Raw genomic sequence first — 26,360 nt, 5'->3', positions numbered from 1 at the left:
GATGTCCTCGCGGGTAGGGGAAAGGGGGAAAAGGCCCCTGCTTCTACCAGAAGCGCTTCCCCCTGTCAGACCACCCTCCCCCGTCAGGCCGCTCTACGTGTTCCAGTGGTGCTGACGCACCCGGCCATCGGAGAGCAGCGGCGGCAGGAGCCGATCTGGATCCGCTTCCAGGGGCAGGCGCACCTCCACGCGCGTGCCCTTGCCGTACTCGCTGAAGATGCGGATGCGCCCGCCCTGCTGCAGGACGATGCGCTGGCAGAGCGCCAGGCCCAGGCCCGTGCCCTCGCCCGCGTCGCGGGTGGAGAAGAAGGGCTGGAAGACGCGATCCAGGTTCTCCGGCTTGATGCCCACCCCGTTGTCGATGATGGACACCACGGCGTCACTGCCGTCGCGAGAGGTGGCCACCCGCACGCAGCCGCCTTCCTTGGCCACGGCGCGCACCGCGTTGTCCAGCAGGTTCACCCACACCTGGTTGAGCGAGCCCGGATCGCTCCACACCGGCTCGGCGCACTGGTAGTCGCGCTCCACCTTCAGGTCCGGCGACAGCCGCCAGGAGAGCGCCTGCACGCTGGCGTCCAGCGAGGCGCCCAGGTCCACCGCCATGGCCTTGGTGCCGGTGCGCACGAAGGACAGGAGCCCCTCGGCGAGGTGGCGGATGCGCTGGCCGCACTCCTCGATGAGCTCCAACATGCCCACGGCCATGCCGATGTCCGGCGTGGTGCTGGTGAGGCTCTCGCGCAGGGGCAACAACGCGTTCATCAAGCCGTTGAGGGGGTTGCGCACCTCGTGGGCGAAGCCCGAGGTGAGCAGGCCCGTGGCCGCCAGGCGCTCGTTCTCCGCCGCGCGCACCGCCGCGTCGCGCAGGCGCAGCTGCGCCTCGATGCGCGCGAGCATCTCCCGGGGCGAGAAGGGCTTGGCCAGGTAGTCGTTGGCGCCCATGGTGAGGCCCTCGACCTTGGCTTCCACCTCCTGGCGCGCGGTGAGCAGGATGAGGGGCGTGTCCACCGTCTCCGGCGAGGCGCGCAGGGCCGCCAGCATCTGCAGGCCCGACATCACCGGCATCATCACGTCCGAGACGATGAGATCCGGCCGCTCCTTCTGCGCGAGGCTCAGGCCCTCCTCGCCGTTGCTCGCCTCCAGCAGCCGGTAGTAGGGCTTGAGCACCTGGCGCAGGAAGGCGCGGATCTCCGGCTCGTCCTCCACCAGCAGCACGCGCGGCGCGTCCGGGCCGGCCTCGACCTCCGGCGGGAGCACGGGCAGGGCCTCCACGGCCGTCACCACGGGAGTGCCCTCGGGCTCGAGCAGGGAGGCCGCGTCCAACGAGCGGCCCAGGGGACGCAGCAGCGCCGGCTCGGGAGGCGGCTCGGGCTCGGTCTCGCGCACCGGCGCCGGTCCCTTGCGCAGCCGCACGTGGAAGTTGGACCCCTTGCCCAGCTCGCTCGACACGTCGATACCGCCCTTGTGCAGCTCCAGCGTCTCCTTCACCAGCGCCAGGCCGATGCCCGTGCCGCCAAAGCGCCGCGTGCCCGAGGAGTCCGCCTGGGCGAAGCGGTCGAAGATGACCGACAGGTCCTGCGCGGCGATGCCCACGCCCGTGTCGATGACCTCCACGTGCACCCACGTGTCGTCCTCGTGCAGGCGCACCGTCACCCGGCCCTGCAGGGTGAACTTGAGGGCGTTGGAGATGAGGTTCTGGAAGACGCTCTCCAGGCGCGCCACGTCCACCTGCACCGGCGTGGGCGCGTGGCCCTCCAGCTCCAGCGCCACCCCCTTCTTGTCCGCCAGCACCTCGAAGGGCACCAGCAGCGAGGACAGGAAGCTCTCGATCTCCAGCGGCTCGTGGCGCAGCTTCGTCTTGCCCGCCTCCAGCTTGGTCAGATCCAACAGGTTGTTGATGAGCCGCAACAGGCGCGAGGCGCTGCGGTTCATCGTCTCCAGATGCTGGCGCACGGGCGGCGCGAACACCTCGGGGCCGCGCTGCAGCAGGGAGTCGAGCGTGAGGAGGATGAGCGTGAGGGGCGTCCTCAGCTCATGGCTCACGTTGTCGAAGAACTCGCTCTTGAGCCGGTCCAGCTCCTTCTGCTTGGCGAGCGCCGCCTCCAGCCGCGCGTTGGACTCGGTGAGCTCGCGCGTGCGCGCGGCCACCCGGTCCTCGAGCGCGACGTTGATGCGGAACATCTCGTCGTAGCGCTGCTGCAGCTCCTCGAGCGAGCCCATCATGCCGTGGGTCTGCTCGTTGAGCGCCTCGTCCTTGCGCCGCATCTCGCGCCGCAGATCCAACCAACTGCCCAGCGACACGCCCGCCAGCGACAGCGCCGTCACGGAGAAGGCCGGATGCCCCAGCCCGAGGATGCTCGCGCCCACGCCACTCACCGAGCCGAGCAGCAGGCCGATGTAGCGGCCCCACATGGGCAGCGGATCCGTCCAGCGCAGGTGGTAGCGGCACACGTCCGCGCCCAGCACGTGGCACTGGCTCTCGGTGACCTCCGCGGGCGGCAGGCCCCAGATGGTGGGAAAGGAGGCGAACTGGCCCATGCGCAGCTCGCAGATGTGCCGGTGCCGCTCGCGCGTGCTGCTGCGGTAGCTGAGCACCAGCCGCTCACGCGCCAGCTCCTCGATCTCGAACTGCCCCACCCGGTTGAAGCTCGAGCTGAGCTCCACCGTCTTGCGGAAGCAGATCTCCAGCGAGCCGAAGGCGCGCACCATGTAGTAGGCGAACCCGAGCGTCTCGGGGCCGGCCATGAACAGGCCCGCCTTGCGCATGAACTGCGCGTCACCCGACTCCGCCACCAGCACGTCGGCCAGCTTCTCGAGGAACGGCAGCGAGATGAAGTTGGTGGCCGTGCGCAGGTAGTCCAGCGACAAGCTGAACGGATGGCGGCGGAAGACGTCGGCGAGCCGGGCCGCGCCATAGCGCCGCTCGAAATAGAGCAACAACGTGGACGTGGTCCGTACGCTCACCTCCGGAGCATTGTCCGGATAAGCCCTGTCCCCGCGCACCACTTCACTCTCGCTCAAGGCCTCGTTCCCTCTGTGACCAATAGGATCGAGTACTTTAACGCGTCGGGGTCCGCCAGTAACTCAAGGTAGCGCTGGCTCATCCTCCGGTAGTCCTCCAGACCGCCAAGCAGGGGAGCCACCAGCGGTTCCATCGAGGAAAACCGGGTTTCCCAGTCCTGTCGATGGAAGGAGTCGGCCGCACCGGCGATGACGAACTGCGGCAAGACGTGGACGCGCACCTGGGTGAGCCCCTGGCGGCGCATCTCATGGAAGACCTTGCGGCCCACGTAGACGTCCATGTGGGCCACGCGCATCAGGGCGTCGGTGAGGCGCAGGCACCACTCGCGCAGGTCGTCGGGAAAGGGCCAGTTGCCCAGGCCGAAGCCATCGAACTCGGAGATGACCACCTTGCCCCCCGGGCGCGTCACCCGGATGAGCTCCCCGAGCGCCTGCCAGCGCTCGGGCACGTGCTGCAGCACGAACTGGCTCCACGTGTAGTCGAACGCCTGGTCCGGCAGGCCCGTGCGGCGCACATCCGCCGGGAGGAAGCGCAGGTGCGCGTGGTGCTGGTTGAGCCGCCGCGCCTGCGCCAGCCGCTCCTCGCTCATGTCGATGCCGGTCACCTGGCCCGAGGGCCCCACGAGCTGGGCGATGAGCTCCGTGATGCCTCCCGGGCCGCAGCCCGCGTCGAGCACCCGAGCACCCTCGTTCAGCCCCGTGAGCAGCAGCGCCTCGCGCGCGTTGCCCGTGCGCTCCTGGACGAGCAGCCGACGCGTCTCGTCATTGGACTCCAAGATGTAGCTCACTCGCCGGACTCCTCTCCCGACCAGTCAGGGGCCGGGGCCCCACTGAGCCGCTCGAACACGGAGCGCCACAGCTCGCACACCCGGCGGATCATGGACCGGTGGAAGATCCACTCGGAAAAACGCCCCAGGTTCTCGAAACCCGCCTCGGTGAGGGTCTCGATGTCTTCCTCGTCCACCAGGCCGATGGCGGAGGGCCGGCCGCGCTCGCGGGCATGCTCCACGCAGCGCTGCACGAGCGCCAGGACGGCATCGCGCGCCTGGGGATGGTCGCGGTGGGGCACCAGCAGCCAGAAGGCGTTGGTCTTCTCCAGGAGGTTGAGTCCCGGAGTGCTCTCCTCGCACAGGGCCACGGCCAGGGGGCCAAAGTCCCCATCCACGACGAAGACGCGGCGGTTGCGGTGCAGGCCGTGCGCCTTGTAGCGCTCGCGCAGCGCGCGCAGGTCCACCTCGTCCGTGAGCAGATCCTCGCTCAGCACACGTACCAGTTGTCCGCGATCGCGCAGGTGCAGCTCGATCCACACGAAGTCGGTGCGCACCCCCTCACGCACCCGGGGCAACGGCCGGCCGAGCGTGGGCGGCTCCTGGGTGAGCGGCAGGCGCATGTAGGCGAAGTGGCGCAGGAAGCTCAGGCCCGGGGTCTCCAGCGCCCGCGCGAGCCAGCCGATGCGGCGGCTCGGCCAGCGGTTGTCCTTGCGCCAGGAGTAGCGGACGAACTCGATGTCCTGCTGCACCTCGCCCAGCTCCACGGCGAGGTTGCTCAGCTCGTAGGAGACCTGTTCGTTGCGCCGCACTCCGGGCCGCACGGCCAGGTGCTGCACGAGCCAGGTGCGCGAGTGGATGCGCAGCGCGGCGATCTGCCCCTGCAGACCCTTGTCACTGGAGTAGACGAGGCTGCGGCCCAGGTCCCCCGTGGAGTACACCTTGTGGTGGGTCTCTCCGAGCACGGCGGGCGGGGGCCCGGCGCTGAAGGGGTAGTCCGGGTGGAAGCGGTAGCGGGCCTCCTCCATGAGCTGCCACAGCTTGTCGAAGGGGACGTCCGCGCCCTCGGCGACGTACTGGCAGCGCGCGGCCACGAAGGCCTGGAGGATGATGTCGCGGACGTCCTGGGTCAGCCCGGACAGGCGCGCCCCGGCGCGAAAAGGCCGCAGGCTCGAGCCCTCGCGGCCATCCGTGGCCAGGGCCTGGATGGAGCGCACCTCGAGCTGGCAGTCGGCGGAGTGGCCATCGGGCAGCAGCAGGGTGGCGTCGATCCTCGAGCCCGCGGGGATGATCTCGTCGGAGGCATCGAAGGAGAAGGACAGCCCGCCCACGCTCAGGTCCTCCACGGGGCGGGTGGTGAGCTGGCCGGTGACGGGGGCCGCGAAGGAGAGCAGGAAGCGCTGGCCGGGCACGGGCTTGAAGCGCGGCAGGCTGCGCCAGTTGCGGATGACGAGCGAGCGCGGCATGCCCACCGTCATCACCCCGTCCGCCGAGCGCGCCAGCAGCACGCACACCCCCGCGTAGCTCTGTCCCCCCATCTCGAAGAAGAGATCCAGCTCGTCGCCGATCAGCGCCTCCAGCAGTCCGGAGGAATGGCCCTCGAGCACGCCCCCACCCTCCACCGCCTTCATGGAGGGCGACTCCAGGCAGAGCTGGAGCGAGGAGTCGTTGGCGCGCTGCAACCACATGACGGCCTCGCGCCGCAGGGCCTTGCGCAGCGTGGCCGCCACCTCGGCCGGCTCCTCCATGGTGACGCCCGGCACGGGGGGCGGTGGGTACGTGGCCGTCGCCCAGGACAGGTCCAGCTGTAACTGGGTGCCGAAGGGATCCTGCACCTGCTGCGCCCGCTGCACGTGCGCCCAGGGCGTCTGGAAGACCAGGTGCCCCGCGCGCTCGATGCGCAGCACCTCGAGCGCCGCGTTGGGAGGAAACGCGGAGGGGACGTGGTCGCCGGACAGCAGCAGGCTCGCGCCGAAGTTGCCGATCTGCAGACACCGCGCCACGTAGGGCCGCTCATCCATGAGGAAGTGCACGGTGTAGGAGGCGGAAGGCAGGGCGAGGTTGGCCGAGCCGTAGTGCTGCAGCAGGTGCGAGAGCGTCCGGCCCAGTTCCGGCCCCGAGAGCCCCTCGTCCAGGACGCTGAAGACGTGGCCCTCGGCGGCGCTGCGCATCAACTCCGCCAGACCCACGGGGTCCGACTTGGAGCAGACGAAGACGCGCAGGGCATTGGGGGCCGCGTGGGCCACCTGGCGCAGGAACAACCGCGCGTCATCCGGAGGGGCGATGATGAGCGAGGGGGCCGCGGTGGCCATCTGGTCGGCCGCTTCCAACTTCGACTCCACCGTGACCACCCGGTGCCAGGGGAGCGCCGAGGCGAGCGCCGCCCGCCTGCCCGCGTTGGGGTGAACCACCAGCACGTCTCGAATTGGGACACTCATGGACCCCTCCGCGGCACGCACGCCGTTCAACCAGCCCAGGTTCGGGTCGGTTGCTGTTCCAGGCGCGGCTCACAGCCCCGTGCCACTCGTCCCCCAATTGCTCGCGACACGCGAAGGCCTCTTCCAAACGTCAGGATGCAGGGTGAAGGACACCCCGGGCGTCGGCTGACCAGCCTCGGCTCGGGTTCGGGAATATCTTAGCGTTTCCTGGAAGGGTTGGCGTCAAGTGTCCTCGCCGGTTCAGCCCCTGCCGCCCCGGGGCGCTCGGCCGGGTGCTTCCCCGCCAGGAGGACATCAGGGCGTTCGCCGGTTTCACTGGGGGTACTCGTTCCTGGTGCGCGGCGAGCGCTCCGGTTAAATGAACGGCCAGGAGACCAGATGGGCGCCGACGTGGACCTCGAGCGGGAAATCCAGGAACTGAAGCGGCGGCACAACGCCGTCATCCTCGCGCACTACTACCAGGAGAGCGAAATCCAGGACGTGGCCGACTTCGTCGGAGACAGCCTGGCGCTCGCCCAGGCCGCGGCGAAGACGCAGGCGGACGTCATCGTCTTCTGCGGTGTGCACTTCATGGCGGAGACGGCGAAGATACTCAACCCGACACGTCGGGTCCTCCTGCCGGACCTCAAGGCGGGCTGTTCGCTGTCGGACCGCTGTCCGCCGGCCGCCTTCCGGGCCTTCAAGGAGAAGCACCCGGAGCACTTCGTGGTGAGCTACGTGAACAGCTCCGCTGCGGTGAAGGCGATGAGCGACGTCATCTGTACGTCCTCCAACGCCGTGAAGATCGTCAACCAGGTGCCGCGCGACCGGCAGATCCTCTTCGCGCCGGATCAGCATCTGGGCCGCTACGTCATGAAACAGACCGGCCGCGACATGGTGCTCTGGCCGGGCAGCTGCATCGTCCACGAGATCTTCAGCGAGAAGCGCCTGGTGCAGCTCAAGGTCCAGCACCCGGACGCCGAGGTGGTGGCCCACCCGGAATGCGAGGAGGCCGTGCTGCGGCACGCCGACTTCATCGGCTCCACCAAGGGGCTGCTGGACTACGTCCTCAAGAGCCCCAAGCGCGAGTTCATCGTCGTGACCGAGGCCGGCATCCTCCACCAGATGAAGCGCGGCGCCCCGGACAAGCTCTTCATCCCCGCGCCCCCGGACAATGACTGTTCCTGCAATGAATGTCCCTACATGCGGCTCAACACGCTGGAGAAGCTCTACCAGTGCATGCGCGATGGGACGCCGGAGCTGACACTGCCCGCGGAGCTACAGACCGCCGCGCTCTCGCCCCTGCGGCGGATGCTGGAATGGTCACTGTGAGCCATTGACGCGCCGCGCCGTCCGTCAAGGGGGAGGCAAATCCGTCAAGGTGCCGTATTCGTGCCTTGCACCGGAGGCGACATGGTGCGACTTGGAGCCATCATGGGTTTTCGATTCGTCGCAATCCCTGGCCACCGGATGGTGGCTCATCCTCAATCCCTTCCCTCGGACGAACGGCTCGAGCCGGAGTTGCCCCCGCTTCAGGAGGCGGTGGAGCGGGCGCTGGCGAGCGCCGAGTTCCGTGACGTGAAAGCCAAGGATCGGCTGCGCTCCCTGCTGCAGGGGGACCGGCAGCCCACCCTGGGCAGTCCCGGACCCGGCCAGGGCCCCTCGGCGGTGTTCGCCCAGCCGCCGCAGGATCTTCCCGCGATGCTGCGGCTGGCGGACGAGCTGGAGTCGCTGGCGAAGCGCGAGGCCGGAGAACGGGCACTCGTGTGGAACTGTGGCGAGTGCGGCGCGCGCTACGCGGTGCCCCTCGCGCTGGCGCGCTCCGTGTCCATCCGCTGCGAGCGCTGCGGCGGCCCGGTGGAGCTCAACCCCGCGCGCAGCGTGGGCGAGGAGTCGCTCATCGATCCGTTCCTCGGCACGGTGAACAGCGCCCGCTACGCGCTGGCCAGCTTCTTCCGCGAGGCCATGGCGCGCGGCTGGCCCGTGCTCGTGTCCACCGAGGACATCGGCTCCTGAGCGGAGCACGCCTCGCCGGGACGGCACCCGCTCGGAGCTAGACTCCGACGCCCGCCCCGGCGTCCCGGCGGGCCTCGCGCATCGCGGCCGCCTCGGCCTCCGCGGGGACCGCCTGGCGGCGGGGCTTGCACCGGGCGCACTCGCACGAGCCCTTCTTGCAGGTGCAGTCCGCCGCGCTGCTGCATTGACACTTCGCGGCATGCGGCTCGCCCACGCCGTCCTTCTTACCAGCGGCCGTGTCCGGCGCGGCGTCCTCCCGCCGTGAGTCCTCGCTCACGGGTGCCGTGGCCCGAGCCTTGGCGGCGTGTGCCTCGCACGCCCCCGCTTCGCCCGCCGCGAACATCATTCCCCCCCACACCACCACCAACGCGATGCGCATCATGTCCTGTGGACCTCCTGGGGCAGCCGCGCGTCCCCTACCCTCCCGGCTATAGCCCAGCGGCTCCACCGCTGTCCAAACCGATGGAGGCACGGCACGGCTCCCCCGCGGCCACGGGAGGCAGGCGGGAGTGCTCGCCGCGAGGGGAGGCGCCACGTACAGTCCCGCTCCTCCGTGTCCGCGCGAACCGCTCGCCTCGTCTCCGCCGCCGCCCTCGTGCTGGGGGCGCTGCCCCTCTGGGTGTCCACCCACCTGCCCATGGTGGATCTGCCCCAGCACCTGCACCTCATCTCCGCCCTGCACCGGCTGGAGGATCCCACCACGCTCTACCCCCAGCTCTTCGCCGCGCGGCACGAGCTGACGCCCTACCTCGGCTACTACCACGCCGTGAGCCTGCTGAACTGGCTGGTGCCCCTGGACACGGCCAACCGGCTCTTCCTCTCCGCGTACGTCATGGGACTGCCCCTGTCGCTGGCCTTCCTGCTGCGCGGGCTCGGCCGGCCCACCTGGCCCGCGCTGCTGGCCCTGCCGCTGGCCTATGGCGACAACTTCGGCTGGGGCTTCATCAACTACCTGGCCGCCCTTCCGCTCGCCCTCGTGTGCTGCGGCCTCTTCGTGCGCACCCTCACCCGGACGCACCAGCGCCGCGCCTGGGCCGCCGCGCTCGCGCTCTGCCTCGCCACCGTGCTGCTCTTCCACGTGCAGGTCTTCGCCTTCCTCGCGCTGGCCCTGCCCTGGTTGCTCCTCACCACCCCCGTCCCCGAGGACGTGGGCGCCCGCGGCCTGTCCGCGCGGCTGCGCCCCCGTGTGCCCGCGCTGCTGGGCGTCGTGCCGGGCGTGGCGCTCTTCCTGTCCTGGGTGGTGCTGCGGCTGGGCCAGCCCTCGGAGGTGGCAACAGGCGCGCCCTGGAAGGCCTGGGGCCCCATGCTCTCGCCCCAGAACCTCGCCTGGAAGAGCTTCGCGCAGAACCGCGCCGAGCTCCTCGAGGTGCTCGCCAACCTCCTCCGCGATGGCTCGGACCGTTGGCCCCTGTACGCAGTGGGCGCGGTGGCCGCGTGCGCCCTGGTGTCGGGCCTCGTGCGCCCCGCCCCCAGCCCCGAGGGCCCCGTGGCCCGCCTGCGCATGTCCGGGCTCGCCCTGCTCGCGCTCGGCCTCTACTTCCTGCTGCCCTTCGACATCCGCGGCTACACCTACTACCTCAACACCCGCTACGCGCAGCTCGCCGTCCTGCTCGCCCTCGCGAGCCTGCCCGTCACCCCGCCCCCGCTCCAGCGCGTGCTGCGCCTGGCGAGCGCCGCATGCGCCCTGCCCCTCGCCCTGGTGCTCGGCCAGGGCTTTCGCGCCTTCTCCCGCGAGGCCTCCGAGTGGGACGTGCTCGTGGAGTCCACCGCCCCCAAGGCCCGCGTCATGGGCCTCATCTTCGACGCCAGCTCGCGCGTGGTGCGCCACCCCGTCTTCCTCCACGGCGCCGCCACGCTCGCCCAGGCCCGCGGTGGGAGCACCAACTTCAGCTTCGCCCTCACCCCCCACTCCCCGCTGCGCTACCGCGGCACGCCCCCGCCCACCTTCCCCTCGGAGTGGCGGCCCCAGGACTTCGACTACGCCACGCAGGGCGCCGCGTACGACCACTTCCTCGTCCGGGGCGCGCCCCCCTCGCGCGTCTTCGGCGCCCGCCTCCAGAACGAGCTGGGCGTGGCCGCCCATGCCGGGGAGAGCTGGCTGGTGCGCCGCCGCTGAGTGCCCCGCCCGACAAGTGTGGGCCAGTGGTCGCCCCGGGCACGCACGGGCCCCTCCCGGACTCACCCCCCGCGCCGGGGGGCATTACATGTGAAGGCCATGCCCACTCCGAGTCCCCAGGCCAGCCCCCGGGCGTTGCTGGACGCCCTGCGCGCGGGCACTCCGCTGCCCGGCTTCCCCTCCGACGCCGTCGAGCGCGCCCGCCCGTTCGCCGCCGAACCCGCTTCCGCTCCCCCCGCGCTCGTCGAGTCCCTTCCGGAGCCGCTCGCGCTCGCCCTGCTCGAGGGCTCGGTCCAGGCCGGCCAGCCCGCGCTCGCCGAGGCCCTGGCGGGCTCGGCCCACAAGCCCCTCGCCAAGGCCGCCAAGAAGGCCCTCTACCAGTTGCGCTCCCGCGGGGTGCCGCTCGCCCCGCCCACGCGCCCCGCCGAGCCCGCCCGCTCCAGCGCGCCCGCGCCCGAGTCCTTCCCCGCCCTGCTCACCAGCATCGACGGCACCGGCGAGCGCGTGCTCGAGCTCGCCCGTCCGCTGCGCGGGGGCGGACTGGAGGCCATCCAGGTCCTCTACTCGGACGAGCACGGCGTGACACGGCTGCAGGTGAATGACATGAGCCGCGGCGACTACCGCCGGGCGGTGAAGCAGGCCACCGCCCCGGGAGCCCAGACGGCCGTGGAGCTGCCCCAGGCCGAGGCGCGCGAGCGGCTGGCCCAGGCCGTGGGCCTCAACGTGAGCACGGGCACCCCGTTTCCCCCGGGACTCGACGCCGTGCTGCGGCACCTGGAGGTGCGGCCCCTGGACAAGCCCCTGGAGATTCCACCCCCCGAGCCCGAGGACGAGCGGCTCGCGGCCGAGGCCCACGCGCTCCACGACGAGGAGGAGATGCGCGGCTGGCTGCCACCCCTGCCCGAGCTGGAGCGCCTGGCCCACACGGTGGCCGAGCTGCGCGCGAGCCCCCTGGCCCTCACGCCGGCACAGCGCAACGCGGAGATCCTCCAGGCCGCGCATGTCCAGGCCCGCGCCTTCTTCTCCGCTCCGCGGATGCGCCGGCTCTTCGCGGGCCGCTTGTGGGAGATGGGGCTGCACTTCGAGCGGCTCGGCCAGGAGCGCCCCGCCCGGCTGGCCCGCGCCGAGGCCCGGCGGCTCGCGCACGGCCCGCCCGACACGCCCTCGCGTTTCGCCGAGCGCCTCTACGAGAAGGCCCTGCTCGTCACCCTCGCCCGCCGCATGGAGTCCACTCCAGGGGAGCGGGGAGAGGGCCCCGAGCACCCTCGATCCGCGCCCCCCTCACCGCCCGGCACGCCGCCCGGAGAGCGGCGCAGCCCCGGCGGCATCATCCTCCCCTGAGCGCCAGGGGAGGCCCCGCGCTCAGGCCGACACCCGCGCGTGCAGCAACAGATCCAGGTTCTCCAGCTCCCAGGCCTGTGCCCGCGCGAAGTCGTGGAAGCGCCGCTCGTGCTCGAGGAACTCGGGCGGGTGGATGCAGCGTCGGCCGTCCTCTCCCCGGCGGGTGCGGTACACGTGGTGGAGCATCTCGTGGAAGACGATCCACTCCACGAAGTAGCGCGGCACCACGGGCTGATCCAACGCCGGGTGGATGCGGATGACGCGCGAGTCGGCCGAGTAGGAGCCCATCTTGATGCTCTTGCGCGGCCGGGTGACGCGCGGCGCCGGCCCGTAGGTGATGGCCGCGTCGATGCGGCCGCGGAAGTAGCGCTCGTTCAGCCGCTCGAAGATGCGCGCCAGGTCGTGGTGCTGTCCCACGGGATCCAGCCGCAGCCGCTTGCGCATCTGCGCGGGAGAGACCCGGCGGATGTACGCCTTGTTGCGCTCGATGAACTTGTCCAACCCCGCGCTCGCCTCCGCGTCCCCGTGACGCACGTAGTCGGCGAGCGCCTGGATGATCTCATCCGGCGCCGCCAGGAACATGTGGTGCAGCCGCACGCGCCACAACGCCCGGTCGCGCTGGAACGTGAGCATCGTGTGCGTGTTGTCGTGAACTTCCACCGCCACCGGGGCCTTGAGCCGGGTGCGCAGCCGACGCTCGAGCACGCGCCGCCACACCTTCACCAACCGATTGGGCTCGGGGGCGACGGAGTGCTCGCGGGCGATACGCCCCGCCGGCGAGCTTCGCTTCTTCGCCAGATTCTTCTTCTTCGCACGCGCCATAGACCGGCCGATTCTAGGGACCCGGCTGACATGTGTAAACGCGATGAGGAAGGCAAAACCCCTGGAATTCCAACGGCTTATAGCCACTCCCGCGTACCCCCGCCCACTTGTCCGCAGGACGGGGTGGGGGGCGCATATGGCCCCCTGTTCCCTCCCCTAACGACGGCCCCGGGGGGCGCAGTCCTGCTTGTCCAGCTTGAAGATGACCGGCTTGGAGGGCTCCGCCGGAACCTCGAAATTCTTGGTTTTCGGGGCTCCTGACTGGTTCGGGCAGCGGAACTCCACCTGGAGGGTTCCCGGCAGCACCGAGAGGAAACCATTGGGTTTCACGCTGGCGGTTCCCACCCACAACTGCGTCCGGGCCGGGGCCTTGAACTGCACACGCACACCCCCCGCCGAGGTAGGATTCTGGAGGTTCTTCTCCCCCTCCCTGGCGTCCGGAGAGGAATCCGGGGAGTCGAGCGCTCCCATGCCTGCCTGGCCACCCTCCGTGCTACCCGCCACGTTGGGCTGTGCCCCTGGGGAGGGAGCAGGCGAGCTTCCCTGCTCCGGCGCCGGGGCATCCGCCGCGGCGCTCCCCGTGCCCGTGCCGGACTCGGGGGCCTCGGAGGACTCCGCCGGCGTCTCCGACGGGGGCGTCTCCGCTTCGCGCGAGGCCTCTTGGGACGGGGCGGACATGGTGGAGGTGATCCACCAGGCGGCGACCGCGACCCCCACCCCCAGTACCGCCAGGAGCAACACCGCCAGGATCGTCTGACGCCGACGTCCCGTCGAGGCCGCGGGCAACGGCTGCGTGTAGGAGCCCATGCCTCCACCCGCCGTGGTGGAAAAATCGTCTTCCGCGTCGTCTTCCAGGCCGTCGTCCGGGTCCACCCGGCGCAGCGGCAGGCTGTGCGTGCCCGACACCTCGGAGGTGGTCTCGGACGTGGACTCGCCATACCCGGCGGAGGACACGGCACGCGAGGGGCCTCGCTCGTTCAGCGTGGCCACGGAGAGGGAGGACGCGACGGAGGGATCTTCCTCGCCGAGGTCCTCGTCCTCCTCGCGCACCGGAGGCCCCCGGCGGCGATCCAACGAGGCCACGGAGGGCGTGGGCTTGCGCGTCAGAACGGCGGAGCGCCGGCCCGAGGCGAGGCGGCCCAGCCGCTCATGGGTCGTGGACTCATCATCCGGATCCTCCTCCTCGGCCTTCTCGTTGAAGCGGCGCAGGGCACGGCCCAGGGGACTCGTCTGCTCGGCGCGACCACCCCGCTGGGGACCCACGGCGGTGGGCTCGGCTTCGTCCGCGCCCAGGGCCGCGGCGGCGAGCATGTCCTGCGGACGGGCCATCTCCGTGCGGGGCTCCTCGCCCTCGGGATCCACCGCGGGCGGCAGGCCCTGCACATGGGTGCGCAGGCTGGGCCGGGCGATGAGCCCCGCGGGAGGCGGAGGCAGCACGGGAACCACCGGCGGCAGGGAGGACACGTCCTTGCGGCCTCCGGAAATGGGCACGTGCAGCTGCGTGCGCTCCTCCTCCGCGCCGAGCAGGCGCGCGACGTAGGCGGCCACGTCCTGGCTCTGCTTCATCACCCCCGAGGCGAGCAAGGCCTCGAGGTCCGCCTGCACGTGGGCCGCGCGCTGGTAGCGCTGGGTGCGGTCCTTGGCGAGGCACTTCATGACGATGCGCGACAACTCCTGCGGGTAGCCGTCGCGCAGCAGGTGGGGCGGGGAGGGGTGCTCCGAGCGGATGGCGAAGAGGATGCCCTCGGTGTTGGCCCGGGAGAAGGGGGAGCGCCCGGTGGTGATCTCATAGAGCATCACCCCCAGCGCGAAGATGTCCGAGCGGTGATCCAACTTCTCCTGCATGACCTGCTCGGGCGACAGGTAGAGGAACTTGCCCTTGATGACGCCCGGCTTGCTGCGCTCGGCGAAGGCCTCGGCCTTGGCGATGCCGAAGTCCACGAGCTTCACCTGGCCGTTGTAGGCCACCATCACGTTCTGGGGGCTGACGTCCCGGTGGATGAGGCCGAGGGGACGGCCATCCACGCCCTTGGAGTTGTGGGCGTGATCCAGTCCCGCGGCCACCTGGGCGCAGATGCGCGCGGCCACGGCGTAGGGCACCGCGGCGGAGAAGCGCGTCTCCTCGGCGAGGATGCGCCGCAGGTCCACGCCCTCCACGTACTCCATCGCGATGAAGATGCTCTCGTTGATGCGGCCCAGCCCGAACACCTGGACGATGTTCGGGTGGTGGAGCTGGGCGGCGATGCGCGCCTCGTCCAGGAACATCTGGACGAACTCCGGCTCCTCCGTGAGGTACGGGAGGATGCGCTTGATGACCAGCAGCTCCGGGCTGGGCGGTTCCTGGGCGAGGAAGAGCTCCGCCATGCCGCCCGTCGCGAGCCGCTTGACCAGGAGGTACTTGCCGAAGGGGGTGGCAGTCTGGGGAGAATTCTCGGGAATGGCAGCCCCCAAGGCGGACCGGGGTGAGGAGCGCGAACTCGCGCCGAGCTTATCCAAAATCAACCCTCCCCTTGGAGGGGGGGGTGCGTGAACGGAAGCGGGGATACCAGACCCGGCGCCCATCCGGCTACTTCTCCACTCCCCCCCTGGCGGACCCATCATGAAGCGCGCGAGCCGTCCCCGGGGCCTTTAACATGGGGGCCCATGTCCCCCGCCCCCCATGCCTTCCTCCAGGGCCTGTCACCCACCCTGCACATCTCCCACCGGGGGGGTGCCCGGCTCGCGCCGGAGAACACCCTCGCCGCCTTCCGCCTGGCCGTGGAACGCCACCGCACCCAGATGCTGGAGACGGACGTCCACCTGACGCGGGATGGAGAGCTGGTGGTGGCCCACGACGCCACCCTGGAGCGGTGCACCGACGGCGCCGGGGAGGTGGCCGCCCATACCCTGGCCGAGCTGCAACGCCTGGACGCCGGCTTCCACTTCAGCCCGGACGGAGGGCTCACCCACCCCTTCCGGGGCCAGGGCGTGCGCCTGCCCTCCCTGCGCGAGGTGCTGCGCGCCTTTCCGGACCTGCGCCTGAACATCGAGGTGAAACCGGACGTGCCGGGGGTCGAGGAGGCCTTCGCCTCCCTGCTGCGCGAGGAGCGGGCGCTCGGGCGCGTGTGCGTGGGCAGCGAGCTGGACTCGGTGGGCGAGCGCCTCGCACGGGTGCTGCCGGAGGCCTGCCACTTCTACCCCCGCGACGCACTGACCGCCTTCGTGCTCGCGGTGCGCATGGGCGAGCCCATCCCGGAGGATCCCCACTACCGCGTGCTCGACATGCCCCTGTACTTCGGCGAGGTGCGCCTGGTGGACGAGCTGCTGCTGAACGCGGCGAGGGCCCATGGCAAGTGGATCAACGTGTGGACGGTGGACGACCCGGGGGAGATGCGCCAGCTCGTCGCCGAGGGTGTGGGCGGCATCATGACGGATCGGCCGGATCTGCTCCGCCGAGTCTTGGACGAGTCCCCCAAGCCGCGTTAAGCCCTGGAGCGCCCATGCCCCGCCCTCCTTCCCGCAAGCGCGTCTCCCAGGCTCTGGCCGAACCCGCCCTGGCCCCGCGGTCCGCCCTGGCCGCCGGGTCCACCCCGCCGCCCGCTCCCGAGACGCCCGCGCGCAACACCGTGCGCCGCGTGCGCGTGCCCCGGGCCCGCCGCTTCGTCGCCCTGGCGGGCAACATCGGCGCGGGAAAAACGACGGCCGCCAAGCTCATCAGCCAGTCCTTCGGCTTCGAGCTGTTCGACGAGCCCGTCATCGACAACCGCTTCCTCAAGGACTACTACGCCAACATGGGGCGGTGGTCCTTCACCCTCCAGCTCGAGTTCCTCATCCGCCGCGTCGAGCACCACGAGCTCATCCACTCGGTGAAGAAGAGCTGTGTGCAGGACCGCACGCTCTACGAGGATCCGGAGATCTTCGCCAAGTACCTGCATGGGCTCGGGCACCTGACGAACGCGGAGCTGGATCTCTACTTCGAGTACTTCCAGCGCCTCACGCGCGGCATCGTGCAACCCGACCGGGTCATCTGCTTCGACGTGGCCGAGGTGGAGGTGCTGCTCGGCCGCATCCGCGAGCGGGGCCGCGAGGAGGAGAAGGGCATCCAGAAGGCCTTCCTGCGCGGGCTCAACGGCTACTACGCCACCTTCCCCGAGGTGTTGAAGAAGAAGTATGGCATGGACTGCCTGGTGCTCGACGTGTCCACGCAGGACATCCGCACCGGCCGGGGACGCGAGGAGTTCCTCGACCGGATCTCCACCTTCCTCGCCTGAGAGGTCGTACGCCCGTGCCCGAGTTGTCCCCCAAGAGCCCCCGCGACTCCGAAGTGGTGATGACGCAGATGATCCTCCCCTCGGACGCCAACCCGGCCAACGCCGCGTTCGGAGGCCGGGTGATGGAGTGGATCGACATCTGCGGCGCCATCTCCGCCCAGCGCCACTGCCGGCAGATGGTGGTCACCGCCTCCATGGATGACCTGCACTTCCACGCCTCCATCAAGGTGGGCTGGACGGTGACGCTGCACGCGCGCGTCATCGCCACCTTCCGCACCTCCATGGAGGTGGGCGTCACGGTGACGGCGGAAAACCCGCTCACGGGCGACAAGCACCTGACCACGAGCGCCCTGCTCACCTTCGTGGCCATCACCCCGGAAGGCAAGCGCGTGCCGGTGCCCGCGCTGAAGCTGGAGACGGAAGAGGAACTCGCCGCGCTGCGCGAGGCCGAGCAGCGGCGTCAGGAGCGGCTCGCGCGCAAGCCCACGAGCTTCGCCTGGCAGAAGGTCATCAAGCCCGGCATCGCGGGCTGACGCGCCCTCGGTCGGCCGTGCGGCGGAGCAGGCCCACCTTTATCCTCGGGACATGATCAACCGAGCCCGAGGTGGGGTCTTGTCCCGAGTGTCCTGGATGCCGCATGCGGCCCGTGGGTGGAGCCTGGTGATGCTGCTGCTGGCGGGGGCCGCCTCCGCCCAGGCGCCGCGCGGAGACTTCGCCATCGGGCCCGTTGTGGCCAGACCGGGCAGCGCCGTCTCCGGCCAGCTCCCCGTGCCCAATGGCGTGGATCCGGGGACCTTCATCCCCATCACCCTCATTCATGGCGCGCGGCCGGGCCCCATCCTGGCGTTGATCGCCGGGGTGCACGGCTCCGAGTACGCGCCCATCCTGGCGCTCCAGCGCGTGCGGCCCCAGCTCGAACCTGGCCGGCTCGCGGGAACCCTCATCCTGGTGCATGCCGCCAATGTCCCGGCGTTCCTCGGGCGCACCGTCTACACCGGCCCGGTGGATGGGAAGAACCTGAACCGGAGCTTCCCGGGCAATCCCGAGGGCACCGTCACCGAGCGCATCGCGTATGTGCTCAAGGAGCGGATCCTCCGCCGCGCCGACGTCGTGGTGGACCTGCACGCCGGGGACGCCAACGAGGCCCTCCGCCCCTGGACCGGGTACTACGCGAAGCACGGCTCGCCCGAGGTGATCGCCCGCTCGCGGGAGTTGGCGCTCGCCTTCGGGGTGGATCACATCGTGATGTTTCCCATGGAGAACCTGAGCGCCGACAAGGCCCTCTACACGGGCGCGACGGCGGTGGCGCTCGGCAAGCCCTCGTTCGACGTGGAGGTGGGAGGGTACGCACGGGCGACCCCCGAGCAACTCGCCCTCATCGAGCGCGGTGTCTTCAGCCTGCTGCGGCACCTGAGAATGCTCGAGGGCAAGCCCTCGCCGGTGGAGCACCCGATCTTCATCGAGCGGCGCGCGAACCTGAAGAGCGAGGTGGACGGCTTGTTCTATCCCACCGTCGAGGTCGGACAGTGGGTGCGGGCGGGCACACTGCTGGGCTATGTGACCGACTTCTTCGGCAACCGCATCGCCGAGCACCGGGCGCCACACGGAGGCGTCGTGCTCGTCCTCTTCGCGACCCCTCCGGTCCGTTCGGGAGAGACCGTCGCCGTCGTGGGAGAGGTGCACGACCCGGGCCCCGTTCCCGCGCCGGCTCCGTGAACACGTGAGAGATGGGCGAGCGTGGCTCGTGTAGAAGGAAGGCCGGGCGCTCGTCCTTCCTCCTTCCCCTCGCCACCGCCATGACCGACCTGAACCCCATCCCCTTCTGGTTTCTCCGCCACGGTGAGACGGACTGGAACGCCCGCCTGCTCTCCCAAGGACAGGTGGACATTCCGCTGAACGAGGTCGGTCTCGCCCAGGCAAGGCGAGCGGCGGAGGCGCTGGTGGGGCAAGGCATCCGCTCCATCCATTCCAGCACCCTCGGCCGCGCGCGAGTGACGGCGGAGATCGTGGCGGCGCGGCTGGACCTGCCGGTGAACTTCGATCCCGAGCTCCAGGAATGCGCCTTCGGCGTGAGGGAGGGGCAGAAGATGTCTGGCTGGTTCGACGACTGGATCGCCGGCATCGCCACTCCCGAGGGCGCCGAGAGCTTCGCCGCGCTGCGCGAGCGCGCCGTGAAGGCCATCAACCGCGCCACGGTCCATCCCGGCCCGGTGCTGATCGTGGCGCATGGAGCGCTCTGGCGCGCCGTGCGCCAGGCGGCCGGGCTGGTGGCGAACATCCGCACCCCCAATGCCCTGCCGCTCTGGGTAGAGCCGCCCTCGGGCACTGAGGGCTGGCGCCTCACCGCGGCGGAATTGAGGGCCTGACCGTCCGCGGTCAGTCCTCGCCCTCTTCCGGGATGGCTCCTTTTGGCAGGAGCCGATGCCCTTCGAAGACCGTCAGGACTTCGATACCGCCCCGGCCCACGCGGTACACGATGCGATAGGAGCGGAGGAGCACCTCTCGGATGTCTTCCCGCTCGATTTCCGGCACGCGGCGCCCGGCCCTGGGCGTGGTGGCGACGTCGTGTACTCGCCGTCGCAGGCGTTCGACCCACTGCCGTGCGGCACCTGGATCATCCTCCGCGATGTAGCGGCCAATGGCGCGCAGATCCGTGATGGAGCGATGGGTCCAACGGACACGCGCTTTCCGGCTCACGGCTTGAGCTTGCCAAACTCGTCGTCCAGCAACTTGCCAAGAGCCTCATCGGAGACCGTGCGGCCCGCTTCCGCATCGGCGAGGCCTTCACCGACCGCGTCGAGGAATCGGGCACGATGGGTGAGCCTATCGAACTCCTCGGGAGAGAGGAGCACGGCGGCGGGCTTGCCACTTTGGGTGATGACCACCGGACGGCGATGCTCTTTCAACCGGCGCACCACTTCGGAGGCACGAGCCTTGAAGTCGGCGATGGGCAGGATGTCCTCTGAGATGTGAAGTGGTTTCATGGTCACCTGGATGGTCATCCCGATGGTCCAAGAATAGACCCGCTTTCGGACCCCCACCAGGGTCGAAGCAGAAGACATCCCCATTTCGAACAGGAACACGAGCCCCTGTCAGCCTGCTCGAAACCGTTGGCTCCCGAAGCTGGGCTTGGAGCAGGTGCCCGACGCGGAGGTGCTCCTCGATCTGAGCAACCCGCCCACGGACGTGGCGCCCAACGACGCCATGCTCGGGTAGCTCCTGGAACCGCTGGAGCGCGGCCACCACCGGGGCGTCTGGGTGGGCCTACTCGGAAGGGGGCGGCATCGTCAGGCCCTTCACCCGCTCGATATTCGCGCGGTGGAAGGTGGCGCCGGTGAGCGTCGCGGCCGCGAAGCTCGAGCGCTCGAGGTTGGCCCTGTCGAAGCAGGCATTCGTCAGGTTCGCCCGGTCGAACTGAACGCGCTCGAGATTGGCCCCCCGGAGGTTGGCGTCCTCGAGGATGGCGTCGCGCAGGTCGGCCCTCTCGACGTTGGCGGAGCGGAGGTCCGCGTGCGTCAGGTTCGCGCCATCCAGGTCGACACCCTCCAGGTTGGCGCGCTGGAGGTTCACGCGGGACAGGTTGGCCTGGCTCAGCCGGGCGTCCTCCAGGTTGCAGCCCTCGAGGTTGGCGCCCTCCAGGTTGGCACGCGAGAAGTCCACGCCCTCGAGGTTCGACCCCTGGGCGTTGAGGCCCACGAGGTTGGCGCCGATGAGCCGGGCGTCCTCCAGGTTGCAGCCCTCGAGGTTGGCATCGGCCAGGACGACCTCGTGCATCTCGGCGTGCTCCAGGTTCGCGCCGCGCAGGTTGGCCTCGTGGAGGTTGGCACCGGACAGGTCGATGTCCGCCAGGTTGGCGTTACGCAGGTTGGCACCGCGCAGGCTCGCCTGCCGGAGGCTCAGGTCCTCCAGGTTCGCTCCGGAGAGGTCCGCCCCGTCGAGCATGGCCTGGGTGAGCTCGACGCCCGCCTCGCTCGCGGCCTCCAGGGCCTCGCGCAGATCCCCCTCATGGCTGAAGAGTTCCGCCCCTGCCTTGTTGCGAATCTGCGTCCTCATCGTTCGTCCTCGCGGTGAAGTGACGCGTGCCAATGTACGGGGCGGATCCAGGCGCCCGTATGACTGGGGGTGCCGAGAAGCATGACCGAGCGTGCCATAATCCGTGCTCCGTGGCTCGCGCGCGCAAAGAGATGCCCTTCCGGTCCGGGCTGGTGCCGACGCTTCTCCGGCTGGTGCGCTCGCGCGGCGGGGACGCGGACCTGCTCGTGCGCCGCTTCGGTTTCCCGGCCGGCGTGGAGGAGCAGGCGGACGCGCTCATCACCGCCGGGGACTTCGGCCAGTTGCTGGAGGCAGCCGCGGGAGAGCTGGCTGACCCCTTCCTCGCGCTGCGGCTGCCGGTGGAACTGGAACCGCGCCGCTACGGCTTGGGTGAGCTGGCGATGCGCGCGAGCCCCACGGTGCGCGAGGCGCTGCTGCGGGTGGTGCGCTACGCCCCGCTGGAGAACGAGCGGCTCGTCTTCGGGTTGGAGGAGCGCGGGCAGCAGGTGGCACTCACCTGTCACGTGGATGGCCATCCCCGGGGACTCACCCGGCACGTGCACGAGTACGCGCTGGCCTCGGTGCTCACGCACGCGCGCCTGTTGACGGGGCTCCAGGTGGTGCCCCGCTCGGTGTGGTTCCTCCACGCGCGGCCGAAGCTCGTGGAGCCCCTGCATCGCTTCTTCGGGACGGAGGAGATGTCCTTCGGTCGCGCCGGGAATGGACTGCTGCTCGACGGGACGTGGATGGACGCCCGGCTGACCACGGCGGACCCTCGCCTGCTCGCGACGGCCGAGCACCTCGCCGACACGGCCTTGAGCGCGCGAGCGCCGACGAGGGATTTCACCGCCATCGTGGCCTCGCGCATCGAGGAGGCGCTCGGCTCCGGAGCGAGCACGGAGGAGATCGCCGCGCGGCTGCACATGGGCAAACGCACACTCCAGCGCCGACTGGAGGAAGAGGGCCTCTCCTACCAGGAGCTGCTGGACCGGGTGCGCGCGGAGAAGGCGCGCATGCTCGTGGGTGACGAGGGCCTCGAGCTGGCGGACGTGGCCTTCCGGCTGGGCTTCTCGGACGTGAGCAGCTTCAGCCGCTCGTTCCGGCGATGGACGGGCGTGTCCCCGGGCCGCTACCGGCTGCTGAAGTAGGCGGGGCACCTGGAGAGTCTTGAGCACCAAACACGCCTCCAACCCCTCGGGCAACAGCTTCTCCCTGGACCTGCGCCGCGAGCTGCTGGAGGCCGCGGCCCGTGAGGACTTCCTGTTGCTCGAGGACAACCCCTACGGGCTCTTCCATCTCCCAGGCCCTCGTCGGAGGGCTGCTGCTGGAGAATGACTGCACCCTGCTGGCCGCCAACCAGCAGGCCATTCGCTTCTACCGTGAGAACATGGAGACCGCGCTGCGGGCGCTGGAGCAGGCCTTTCCCCGCGACGCGGCCTGGGCGCGGGGGGTGAGCTGGAACCACCCCCAGGGGGGCTTCTTCCTCGTCGTCCAGCTTCCCTTCGAGGTGGATGACGCCCTGCTGGAGGGCTCCGCCAGGCGCTACGGCGTTCTCTGGACACCCATGCGCTACTTCTATATCGAGGGAGGTGGCGAGCGAGCCCTGCGGCTCTCGTGCAGCTATCTCGCACCGGCGCGGATCGAAGAAGGCATCCAACGTCTGGCCCGGCTCATTCAAGACCGCATCGAGGGACGGCTCCCATGACGAATGCCCTGCTGTACACCATCACCGTGCTCATCTGGGGCTCCACCTGGCTGGCCATCAAGATGCAGCTCGGGGCGGTGCACCCGGCGGCTTCGATCATCTACCGCTTCTCGCTGGCGGCGGTGCTGATGTTCGCCTGGGTGTTGTCCCGGGGCCTGCCGCTGCGCTTCAAGCCCAAGGATCACCTCTTCATGGCCCTGGTGGGGGCGCTGATGTTCTCCACCAACTTCCTGTGCTTCTACATGGCGTCGGCCTACCTCACCTCGGGGCTGGTCGCCGTGATCTTCTCCATGTCCCTGTTGCTGAACATCGCCAACGGGATGCTGTTCTTCCGCCGCAAGGTCGCCTCGTCGGTGCTGGTGGGCGCGGCGTGCGGGCTGGCGGGCATTCTCCTGGTGTTCTGGCCCGAGCTGGCCCGCTTCAACCTGGACAGCAACTCCGGCCGGGGAATCGCCCTCTCGCTGATGGGGACCCTGCTGTTCTCGCTCGGCAACATGGCCTCGGCCCGCAACAGCGCGGCGGGGCTGCCCACCCAGTCCAGCACCGCCTTCAGCATGGCCTACGGGGCGCTGTTGCTGACGGTCTTCGCCCTCGTCCAGGGCGTCGAGCTGCGCTTCGACTTCTCCCCGCGCTACACGGGCTCGCTGCTCTACCTCGCCCTGTTCGGCTCGGTGGTGGCCTTTAGCAGCTACCTCACCCTGCTGGGGCGCATCGGAGCGGAGCGCGCCGCCTACGCCACCGTGCTCTTCCCCATGCTCGCGCTCGGGTTGTCCACGGTGTTCGAGGGCTTCGTCTGGACGTCGCGGGCACTGCTGGGCGTGCTGCTGGCCCTGGTGGGCAACGCGATCGTGCTCACCAGGCCGGAGAGACTGGGCAAGCTGCTGCGCCCGCGCGGAGCGTCGCAAGCCTGAGGGCCATTCTGTTGGGGGTCCCGAGAAATAGGGGATGGGAGCAGTGAGTATAACAGCACCATGCGCCGCTCCCGCCAGAAGAACCCCCTGAAGCGTCCCGTTCCCCTCGGCCTCGTCGCGCTGCTCCTGCCCGCGCTCACGCTCGCGGCGCAGCAGGAGCCACGCGAGCGAGCGCCCCAGCGTCCCAGCCGCCAGTACTCCATCGAGCAGTTCATGGCGACCACCCGCGTGGAGGACGCCTCGTTCAGCCCGGACGAGCAGCACGTGCTGCTCTCCTCCAACGAGACCGGCGTCTTCAACGTGTACGCCCAGCCCACGGCGGGCGGCCGGCCCACGGCGCTCACCCGCTCGCGGACGGACAGCACCTACGCCGTCGCCTACTTTCCCGGGGACACCCGGGTGCTCTACACACGCGACCAGGGTGGCAACGAGAACAACCACCTCTACGTGCGCGGACTCGACGGCTCGGAGAAAGACCTCACGCCGGGCAAGAAGCTCAAGGCTGAATTCGCCGGCTGGAGCAGTGACGACAGCGCCTTCTACGTGACCACCAACGAGCGCGACCCGCGCTTCTTCGATCTCTACCGCTACGACGCGAAGAGCTACGCGCGCACCCGCGTGTATGAGAACACCCAGGGCTTCGACATCGGGGACGTGTCCCGGAACGGCAAGTGGGTGGGCCTGAACAAGGAGAACACCACCTCCGACAGCGACATCTACCTCTACGACACCGAGACGAAGCAGACGAAGCACCTGAGCCCGCACCAGGGCGTGGCCAGCTACACGGTGTCCGCCTTCGACCCGGAGAGCCACGCGCTCTACTTCCTCACCAACGATGGCGGCGAGTTCACCCGCCTGGCGCGCTACGTGCTCGCCACCGGAGCGATCGAGGAGGTGGAGAGCGCGGACTGGGACGTGATGTACACGGTCTTCTCCAAGCGCGGGAAGTACCGCATCTCCGCCATCGACCAGGACGCGCGCACCGTCATCAAGCTGTACGACGCGAAGACGAACCAGCCCTTGGCACTGCCCTCCCTGCCCGAGGGCGACGTGACCTCGGTGGTGATTTCTCCCAGCGAGCAGCGGATGGCCTTCTACGCCTCCAGCGACAGCAGCCCGTCCAACCTCTACGTGCACGACTTCACGAGCGGGAAGACCACGCGGCTCACCGACACGCTCTCCAAGCAGATCGACCCCGAGGACCTGGTGGATGCCGAGGTCGTGCGCTTCCCGAGCTTCGATGGAATGCAGATCCCCAACCTCCTCTTCAAGCCGCACCAGGCCAGCGCGCAGGCGAAGGCGCCCGCGCTGGTGTGGGTGCACGGCGGGCCGGGGGGTCAGACGCGCAGGGGCTACAGCGCCTTCATGCAGTACCTCGTCAACCACGGCTACGTGGTGCTGGGCATCAACAACCGCGGCTCCAGCGGCTACGGGAAGACCTTCTTCACCGCCGATGATGGCAAGCACGGCAAGGAGCCGCTCTGGGACTGCGTGGCGGCGAAGAAGTACCTGCAGTCGTTGCCGTACGTGGACGCCGAGCACATCGGCATCATCGGTGGCAGCTATGGCGGATACATGACCCTCGCGGCGCTCGCCTTCCACCCCGACGTGTTCAACGTGGGCGTGGACATGTTCGGCGTGTCCAACTGGCAGCGCACGCTGGAGAGCGTGCCACCGTACTGGGCGAGCTTCCGGCAGGCGCTCTATCGGGAGATCGGCGATCCGAAGGTGGACGCGGAGAAGCTGCGCGCGGCCTCGCCCCTCTTCCACGCGGAGAAGATCCAGCGCCCGCTGCTCGTGCTGCAGGGCAAGAACGACCCGCGCGTCATCCAGCGGGAGAGCGACGAAATCGTGCAGGCGGTGAAGAAGAACGGCGTGCCCGTCGAGTACATCGTCTTCCCCGACGAGGGCCACGGCTTCACCAAGAAGAAGAACGAGCTGCGCGCCTACTCGGCCACGCTCGCCTTCCTCGACAAGTACCTCCGGGCGCAGGCTCCGCCCGCGCACAACTAGGGAGACGTCCCTCCGCGCGCCGCCGTGGGCACCTTCTGGAGTGATTGCCGCGGCGCCAACGCGAAGGGGCGCCCGGCTTCAATCCCGCATGAGGGTACGGAACACGGCTGGCAATTCCTCGCCACCCAATCCCGCGCTGAGGGCTCGCTTGTAGTTGTCGAGCAACTCTTTCGGGAAGCGCGCGCTGATACGGGCATCCATGCTCAACCGGACGATGTGCTCGATTGCCGCGACGTGGGTGTTGAGACTGCACTGGTCGCCGGAAAAGTCATTGCTTTCGATCATTCCCCGCGCGGCGTCGGCGGTGACGGAAATCAACCCGAGGAAGGACTCCTTGTGGGAGAAGAAGGTTTTCGGATCGAGTCCTTCGGCCTTGCACATGGCCGCGGCGTGGAGGAAGGCCAGGGAGCTGCCGTAGTAGGCCTCGAGAATCGCGCAGTCGAGCGTCGCGGCGGAACCGATCTTCTCGTCGACGTAGACAGACTTCCTGGCGATCGCCTGGAGGGTGTCGAGGTGCCGGTCGAAGACCGGGCGCGACCCGGCGTAGAACACCGTCGCGTAGTCCGTGGCGACGAAGCCCGGGAAGGCGAGGATCGCGGCGTCCAGGTAGTCCACGCCGTTTGCCCTCGCCCACTCCAGTCCCCCGCGAGCGTCCTCGGGTGAGCCGCTGGTGAGCTGAACGAGCGTCGTTCCGGCAAGCGCCGACGCGATGCCCTTCGAGGAGAACAGCTCGAACCAGGCGGCGTAGTTGGACAAGGAGACGACGACAAGCTCCCGGCCCGCTACGGCCTCGCGCAGCTCCTCCACTGCGGTCGTGCCACCGCCCACGGCTTTTGCCTTGCTCGAAGTCCTATTCCAAACCGCGACGTCGTGACCAGCCGCCGCGAAGGCTCGAGCCAGGGCGCTACCCATGAGGCCACAACCGATTACCACCATTCTCGTGGGACGACTG

The 26,360-nt window shown here is 69.7% G+C and carries 24 protein-coding genes; 14 read left to right on the top strand and 10 right to left on the bottom strand.

Going from position 1 to position 26,360, the window contains the following annotated elements; all coding sequences use genetic code 11:
* Positions 1 to 93: 93 nt before the first annotated feature.
* Genes F0U63_RS14285 through F0U63_RS14275 form a run of 3 tightly spaced genes read right to left on the bottom strand, consistent with a single transcriptional unit; the run spans position 94 to position 6,223 of the window.
* Complete coding sequence (locus F0U63_RS14285) at positions 94 to 3,018, bottom strand: ATP-binding protein (RefSeq protein WP_395846453.1); 2,925 nt, start codon at positions 3,016 to 3,018, stop codon at positions 94 to 96.
* The gene (locus F0U63_RS14280; protein WP_395846452.1) at positions 3,015 to 3,806 is read right to left on the bottom strand and encodes a class I SAM-dependent methyltransferase; all 792 of its coding nucleotides are present in this window, start codon (positions 3,804 to 3,806) and stop codon (positions 3,015 to 3,017) included. The genes F0U63_RS14285 and F0U63_RS14280 overlap by 4 nt, the downstream gene beginning before the upstream one ends.
* On the bottom strand, positions 3,803 to 6,223 hold the full coding sequence (locus tag F0U63_RS14275) for a PilZ domain-containing protein (protein WP_395846451.1): 2,421 nt from the start codon (positions 6,221 to 6,223) through the stop codon (positions 3,803 to 3,805). Before F0U63_RS14275 ends, F0U63_RS14280 begins: the two co-directional genes overlap by 4 nt.
* Before the next feature lie 378 nt (positions 6,224 to 6,601).
* Between F0U63_RS14275 and nadA the strand changes: the two genes are divergently transcribed.
* Both nadA and F0U63_RS14265 read left to right on the top strand, forming a co-directional pair.
* A complete protein-coding gene (gene nadA, locus F0U63_RS14270) occupies positions 6,602 to 7,534 on the top strand; it encodes a quinolinate synthase NadA (protein ID WP_395846450.1) in 933 nt (310 codons plus the stop codon).
* A 102-nt stretch (positions 7,535 to 7,636) separates the two neighbouring features.
* Entirely contained in the window at positions 7,637 to 8,218 is a 582-nt protein-coding gene (locus F0U63_RS14265) for a hypothetical protein (protein WP_395846449.1), read from the top strand.
* Positions 8,219 to 8,255: 37 nt separating this feature from the next.
* Here the strand turns inward: F0U63_RS14265 and F0U63_RS14260 are convergent, their stop codons facing one another.
* On the bottom strand, positions 8,256 to 8,600 hold the full coding sequence (locus tag F0U63_RS14260) for a metallothionein (RefSeq protein ID WP_395846448.1): 345 nt from the start codon (positions 8,598 to 8,600) through the stop codon (positions 8,256 to 8,258).
* Between the two features lie 171 nt (positions 8,601 to 8,771).
* Between F0U63_RS14260 and F0U63_RS14255 the strand changes: the two genes are divergently transcribed.
* Together F0U63_RS14255 and F0U63_RS14250 are read left to right on the top strand one after the other, a co-directional pair.
* Positions 8,772 to 10,334: a hypothetical protein gene (locus F0U63_RS14255; protein WP_395846447.1), complete on the top strand. Its 1,563-nt coding sequence runs from the start codon at positions 8,772 to 8,774 to the stop codon at positions 10,332 to 10,334.
* A 99-nt stretch (positions 10,335 to 10,433) separates the two neighbouring features.
* A complete protein-coding gene (locus F0U63_RS14250) occupies positions 10,434 to 11,675 on the top strand; it encodes a hypothetical protein (protein ID WP_395846446.1) in 1,242 nt (413 codons plus the stop codon).
* Positions 11,676 to 11,696: 21 nt separating this feature from the next.
* Here the strand turns inward: F0U63_RS14250 and F0U63_RS14245 are convergent, their stop codons facing one another.
* Positions 11,697 to 12,497, bottom strand: coding sequence for a hypothetical protein (locus F0U63_RS14245; RefSeq protein WP_002625214.1), 801 nt, complete (start codon positions 12,495 to 12,497; stop codon positions 11,697 to 11,699).
* A gap of 156 nt (positions 12,498 to 12,653) precedes the next feature.
* Positions 12,654 to 15,059: a protein kinase gene (locus tag F0U63_RS14240; protein ID WP_395846445.1), complete on the bottom strand. Its 2,406-nt coding sequence runs from the start codon at positions 15,057 to 15,059 to the stop codon at positions 12,654 to 12,656.
* Positions 15,060 to 15,140: 81 nt separating this feature from the next.
* Between F0U63_RS14240 and F0U63_RS14235 the strand changes: the two genes are divergently transcribed.
* The 5 genes from F0U63_RS14235 to F0U63_RS14215 all read left to right on the top strand — a co-directional run bounded on the left by F0U63_RS14235 (position 15,141) and on the right by F0U63_RS14215 (position 19,113).
* A complete protein-coding gene (locus tag F0U63_RS14235; RefSeq protein WP_395846444.1) occupies positions 15,141 to 15,962 on the top strand; it encodes a glycerophosphodiester phosphodiesterase in 822 nt (273 codons plus the stop codon).
* Between the two features lie 14 nt (positions 15,963 to 15,976).
* Positions 15,977 to 16,747 (top strand): deoxynucleoside kinase, encoded by a 771-nt coding sequence (locus tag F0U63_RS14230; RefSeq protein ID WP_395846443.1) that lies wholly within the window; start codon positions 15,977 to 15,979, stop codon positions 16,745 to 16,747.
* Positions 16,748 to 16,761: 14 nt separating this feature from the next.
* Positions 16,762 to 17,280 (top strand): acyl-CoA thioesterase, encoded by a 519-nt coding sequence (locus F0U63_RS14225; RefSeq protein ID WP_395846442.1) that lies wholly within the window; start codon positions 16,762 to 16,764, stop codon positions 17,278 to 17,280.
* A gap of 88 nt (positions 17,281 to 17,368) precedes the next feature.
* On the top strand, positions 17,369 to 18,463 hold the full coding sequence (locus F0U63_RS14220) for a succinylglutamate desuccinylase/aspartoacylase family protein (RefSeq protein WP_395848371.1): 1,095 nt from the start codon (positions 17,369 to 17,371) through the stop codon (positions 18,461 to 18,463).
* Between the two features lie 80 nt (positions 18,464 to 18,543).
* On the top strand, positions 18,544 to 19,113 hold the full coding sequence (locus tag F0U63_RS14215; protein ID WP_395846441.1) for a histidine phosphatase family protein: 570 nt from the start codon (positions 18,544 to 18,546) through the stop codon (positions 19,111 to 19,113).
* Positions 19,114 to 19,123: 10 nt separating this feature from the next.
* Here the strand turns inward: F0U63_RS14215 and F0U63_RS14210 are convergent, their stop codons facing one another.
* The 3 genes from F0U63_RS14210 to F0U63_RS14200 form a co-directional block, all read right to left on the bottom strand.
* Complete coding sequence (locus F0U63_RS14210; RefSeq protein WP_395846440.1) at positions 19,124 to 19,444, bottom strand: type II toxin-antitoxin system RelE/ParE family toxin; 321 nt, start codon at positions 19,442 to 19,444, stop codon at positions 19,124 to 19,126.
* Complete coding sequence (locus F0U63_RS14205; protein WP_395846439.1) at positions 19,441 to 19,830, bottom strand: type II toxin-antitoxin system Phd/YefM family antitoxin; 390 nt, start codon at positions 19,828 to 19,830, stop codon at positions 19,441 to 19,443. Before F0U63_RS14205 ends, F0U63_RS14210 begins: the two co-directional genes overlap by 4 nt.
* Before the next feature lie 181 nt (positions 19,831 to 20,011).
* Positions 20,012 to 20,800 carry a pentapeptide repeat-containing protein gene (locus tag F0U63_RS14200; protein WP_395846438.1) on the bottom strand — a complete coding sequence of 263 codons (789 nt, stop codon included), beginning with the start codon at positions 20,798 to 20,800 and terminating at the stop codon, positions 20,012 to 20,014.
* Positions 20,801 to 20,952: 152 nt separating this feature from the next.
* Here F0U63_RS14200 and F0U63_RS14195 point away from each other — a divergent pair, with 152 nt between their 5' ends.
* Genes F0U63_RS14195 through F0U63_RS14175 form a run of 5 tightly spaced genes read left to right on the top strand, consistent with a single transcriptional unit; the run spans position 20,953 to position 25,408 of the window.
* Positions 20,953 to 21,927 carry an AraC family transcriptional regulator gene (locus tag F0U63_RS14195; protein WP_395846437.1) on the top strand — a complete coding sequence of 325 codons (975 nt, stop codon included), beginning with the start codon at positions 20,953 to 20,955 and terminating at the stop codon, positions 21,925 to 21,927.
* 19 nt (positions 21,928 to 21,946) lie between these two features.
* Complete coding sequence (locus tag F0U63_RS14190; RefSeq protein ID WP_395846436.1) at positions 21,947 to 22,114, top strand: hypothetical protein; 168 nt, start codon at positions 21,947 to 21,949, stop codon at positions 22,112 to 22,114.
* On the top strand, positions 22,074 to 22,484 hold the full coding sequence (locus tag F0U63_RS14185; RefSeq protein WP_395848370.1) for an aminotransferase class I/II-fold pyridoxal phosphate-dependent enzyme: 411 nt from the start codon (positions 22,074 to 22,076) through the stop codon (positions 22,482 to 22,484). The genes F0U63_RS14190 and F0U63_RS14185 overlap by 41 nt, the downstream gene beginning before the upstream one ends.
* The gene (locus F0U63_RS14180) at positions 22,481 to 23,395 is read left to right on the top strand and encodes a DMT family transporter (protein WP_395846435.1); all 915 of its coding nucleotides are present in this window, start codon (positions 22,481 to 22,483) and stop codon (positions 23,393 to 23,395) included. Before F0U63_RS14185 ends, F0U63_RS14180 begins: the two co-directional genes overlap by 4 nt.
* 60 nt (positions 23,396 to 23,455) lie before the next feature.
* A complete protein-coding gene (locus F0U63_RS14175) occupies positions 23,456 to 25,408 on the top strand; it encodes an alpha/beta fold hydrolase (protein WP_395846434.1) in 1,953 nt (650 codons plus the stop codon).
* A 78-nt stretch (positions 25,409 to 25,486) separates the two neighbouring features.
* Here F0U63_RS14175 and F0U63_RS14170 read toward each other — a convergent pair whose 3' ends face one another.
* On the bottom strand, positions 25,487 to 26,344 hold the full coding sequence (locus tag F0U63_RS14170) for an NAD(P)-dependent oxidoreductase (protein WP_395848369.1): 858 nt from the start codon (positions 26,342 to 26,344) through the stop codon (positions 25,487 to 25,489).
* Positions 26,345 to 26,360: the final 16 nt, after the last annotated feature.

Origin of the sequence: Cystobacter fuscus (genome assembly GCF_044360685.1) — a bacterium.
Classification (GTDB): domain Bacteria; phylum Myxococcota; class Myxococcia; order Myxococcales; family Myxococcaceae; genus Cystobacter; species Cystobacter fuscus_C.
The sequence above is the reverse complement of the archived record's forward strand: the minus strand, read 5'-3'. Positions and strand labels throughout refer to the sequence as shown.

What these genes read in the sequence shown, in the direction of transcription:
- F0U63_RS14250 (WP_395846446.1), top strand. Translation starts at nt 10,434, where the DNA reads ATGCCCACTCCGAGTCCCCAGGCCAGCCCCCGGGCGTTGCTGGACGCC.
- F0U63_RS14180 (WP_395846435.1), top strand. Translation starts at nt 22,481, where the DNA reads ATGACGAATGCCCTGCTGTACACCATCACCGTGCTCATCTGGGGCTCC.
- F0U63_RS14230 (WP_395846443.1), top strand. Translation starts at nt 15,977, where the DNA reads ATGCCCCGCCCTCCTTCCCGCAAGCGCGTCTCCCAGGCTCTGGCCGAA.
- F0U63_RS14265 (WP_395846449.1), top strand. Translation starts at nt 7,637, where the DNA reads ATGGGTTTTCGATTCGTCGCAATCCCTGGCCACCGGATGGTGGCTCAT.
- F0U63_RS14200 (WP_395846438.1), bottom strand. Translation starts at nt 20,800, where the DNA reads ATGAGGACGCAGATTCGCAACAAGGCAGGGGCGGAACTCTTCAGCCAT.
- F0U63_RS14275 (WP_395846451.1), bottom strand. Translation starts at nt 6,223, where the DNA reads ATGAGTGTCCCAATTCGAGACGTGCTGGTGGTTCACCCCAACGCGGGC.
- nadA (WP_395846450.1), top strand. Translation starts at nt 6,602, where the DNA reads ATGGGCGCCGACGTGGACCTCGAGCGGGAAATCCAGGAACTGAAGCGG.
- F0U63_RS14240 (WP_395846445.1), bottom strand. Translation starts at nt 15,059, where the DNA reads ATGGGCGCCGGGTCTGGTATCCCCGCTTCCGTTCACGCACCCCCCCCT.
- F0U63_RS14235 (WP_395846444.1), top strand. Translation starts at nt 15,141, where the DNA reads ATGTCCCCCGCCCCCCATGCCTTCCTCCAGGGCCTGTCACCCACCCTG.
- F0U63_RS14215 (WP_395846441.1), top strand. Translation starts at nt 18,544, where the DNA reads ATGACCGACCTGAACCCCATCCCCTTCTGGTTTCTCCGCCACGGTGAG.
- F0U63_RS14245 (WP_002625214.1), bottom strand. Translation starts at nt 12,497, where the DNA reads ATGGCGCGTGCGAAGAAGAAGAATCTGGCGAAGAAGCGAAGCTCGCCG.
- F0U63_RS14260 (WP_395846448.1), bottom strand. Translation starts at nt 8,600, where the DNA reads ATGATGCGCATCGCGTTGGTGGTGGTGTGGGGGGGAATGATGTTCGCG.
- F0U63_RS14175 (WP_395846434.1), top strand. Translation starts at nt 23,456, where the DNA reads ATGCGCCGCTCCCGCCAGAAGAACCCCCTGAAGCGTCCCGTTCCCCTC.
- F0U63_RS14170 (WP_395848369.1), bottom strand. Translation starts at nt 26,344, where the DNA reads ATGGTGGTAATCGGTTGTGGCCTCATGGGTAGCGCCCTGGCTCGAGCC.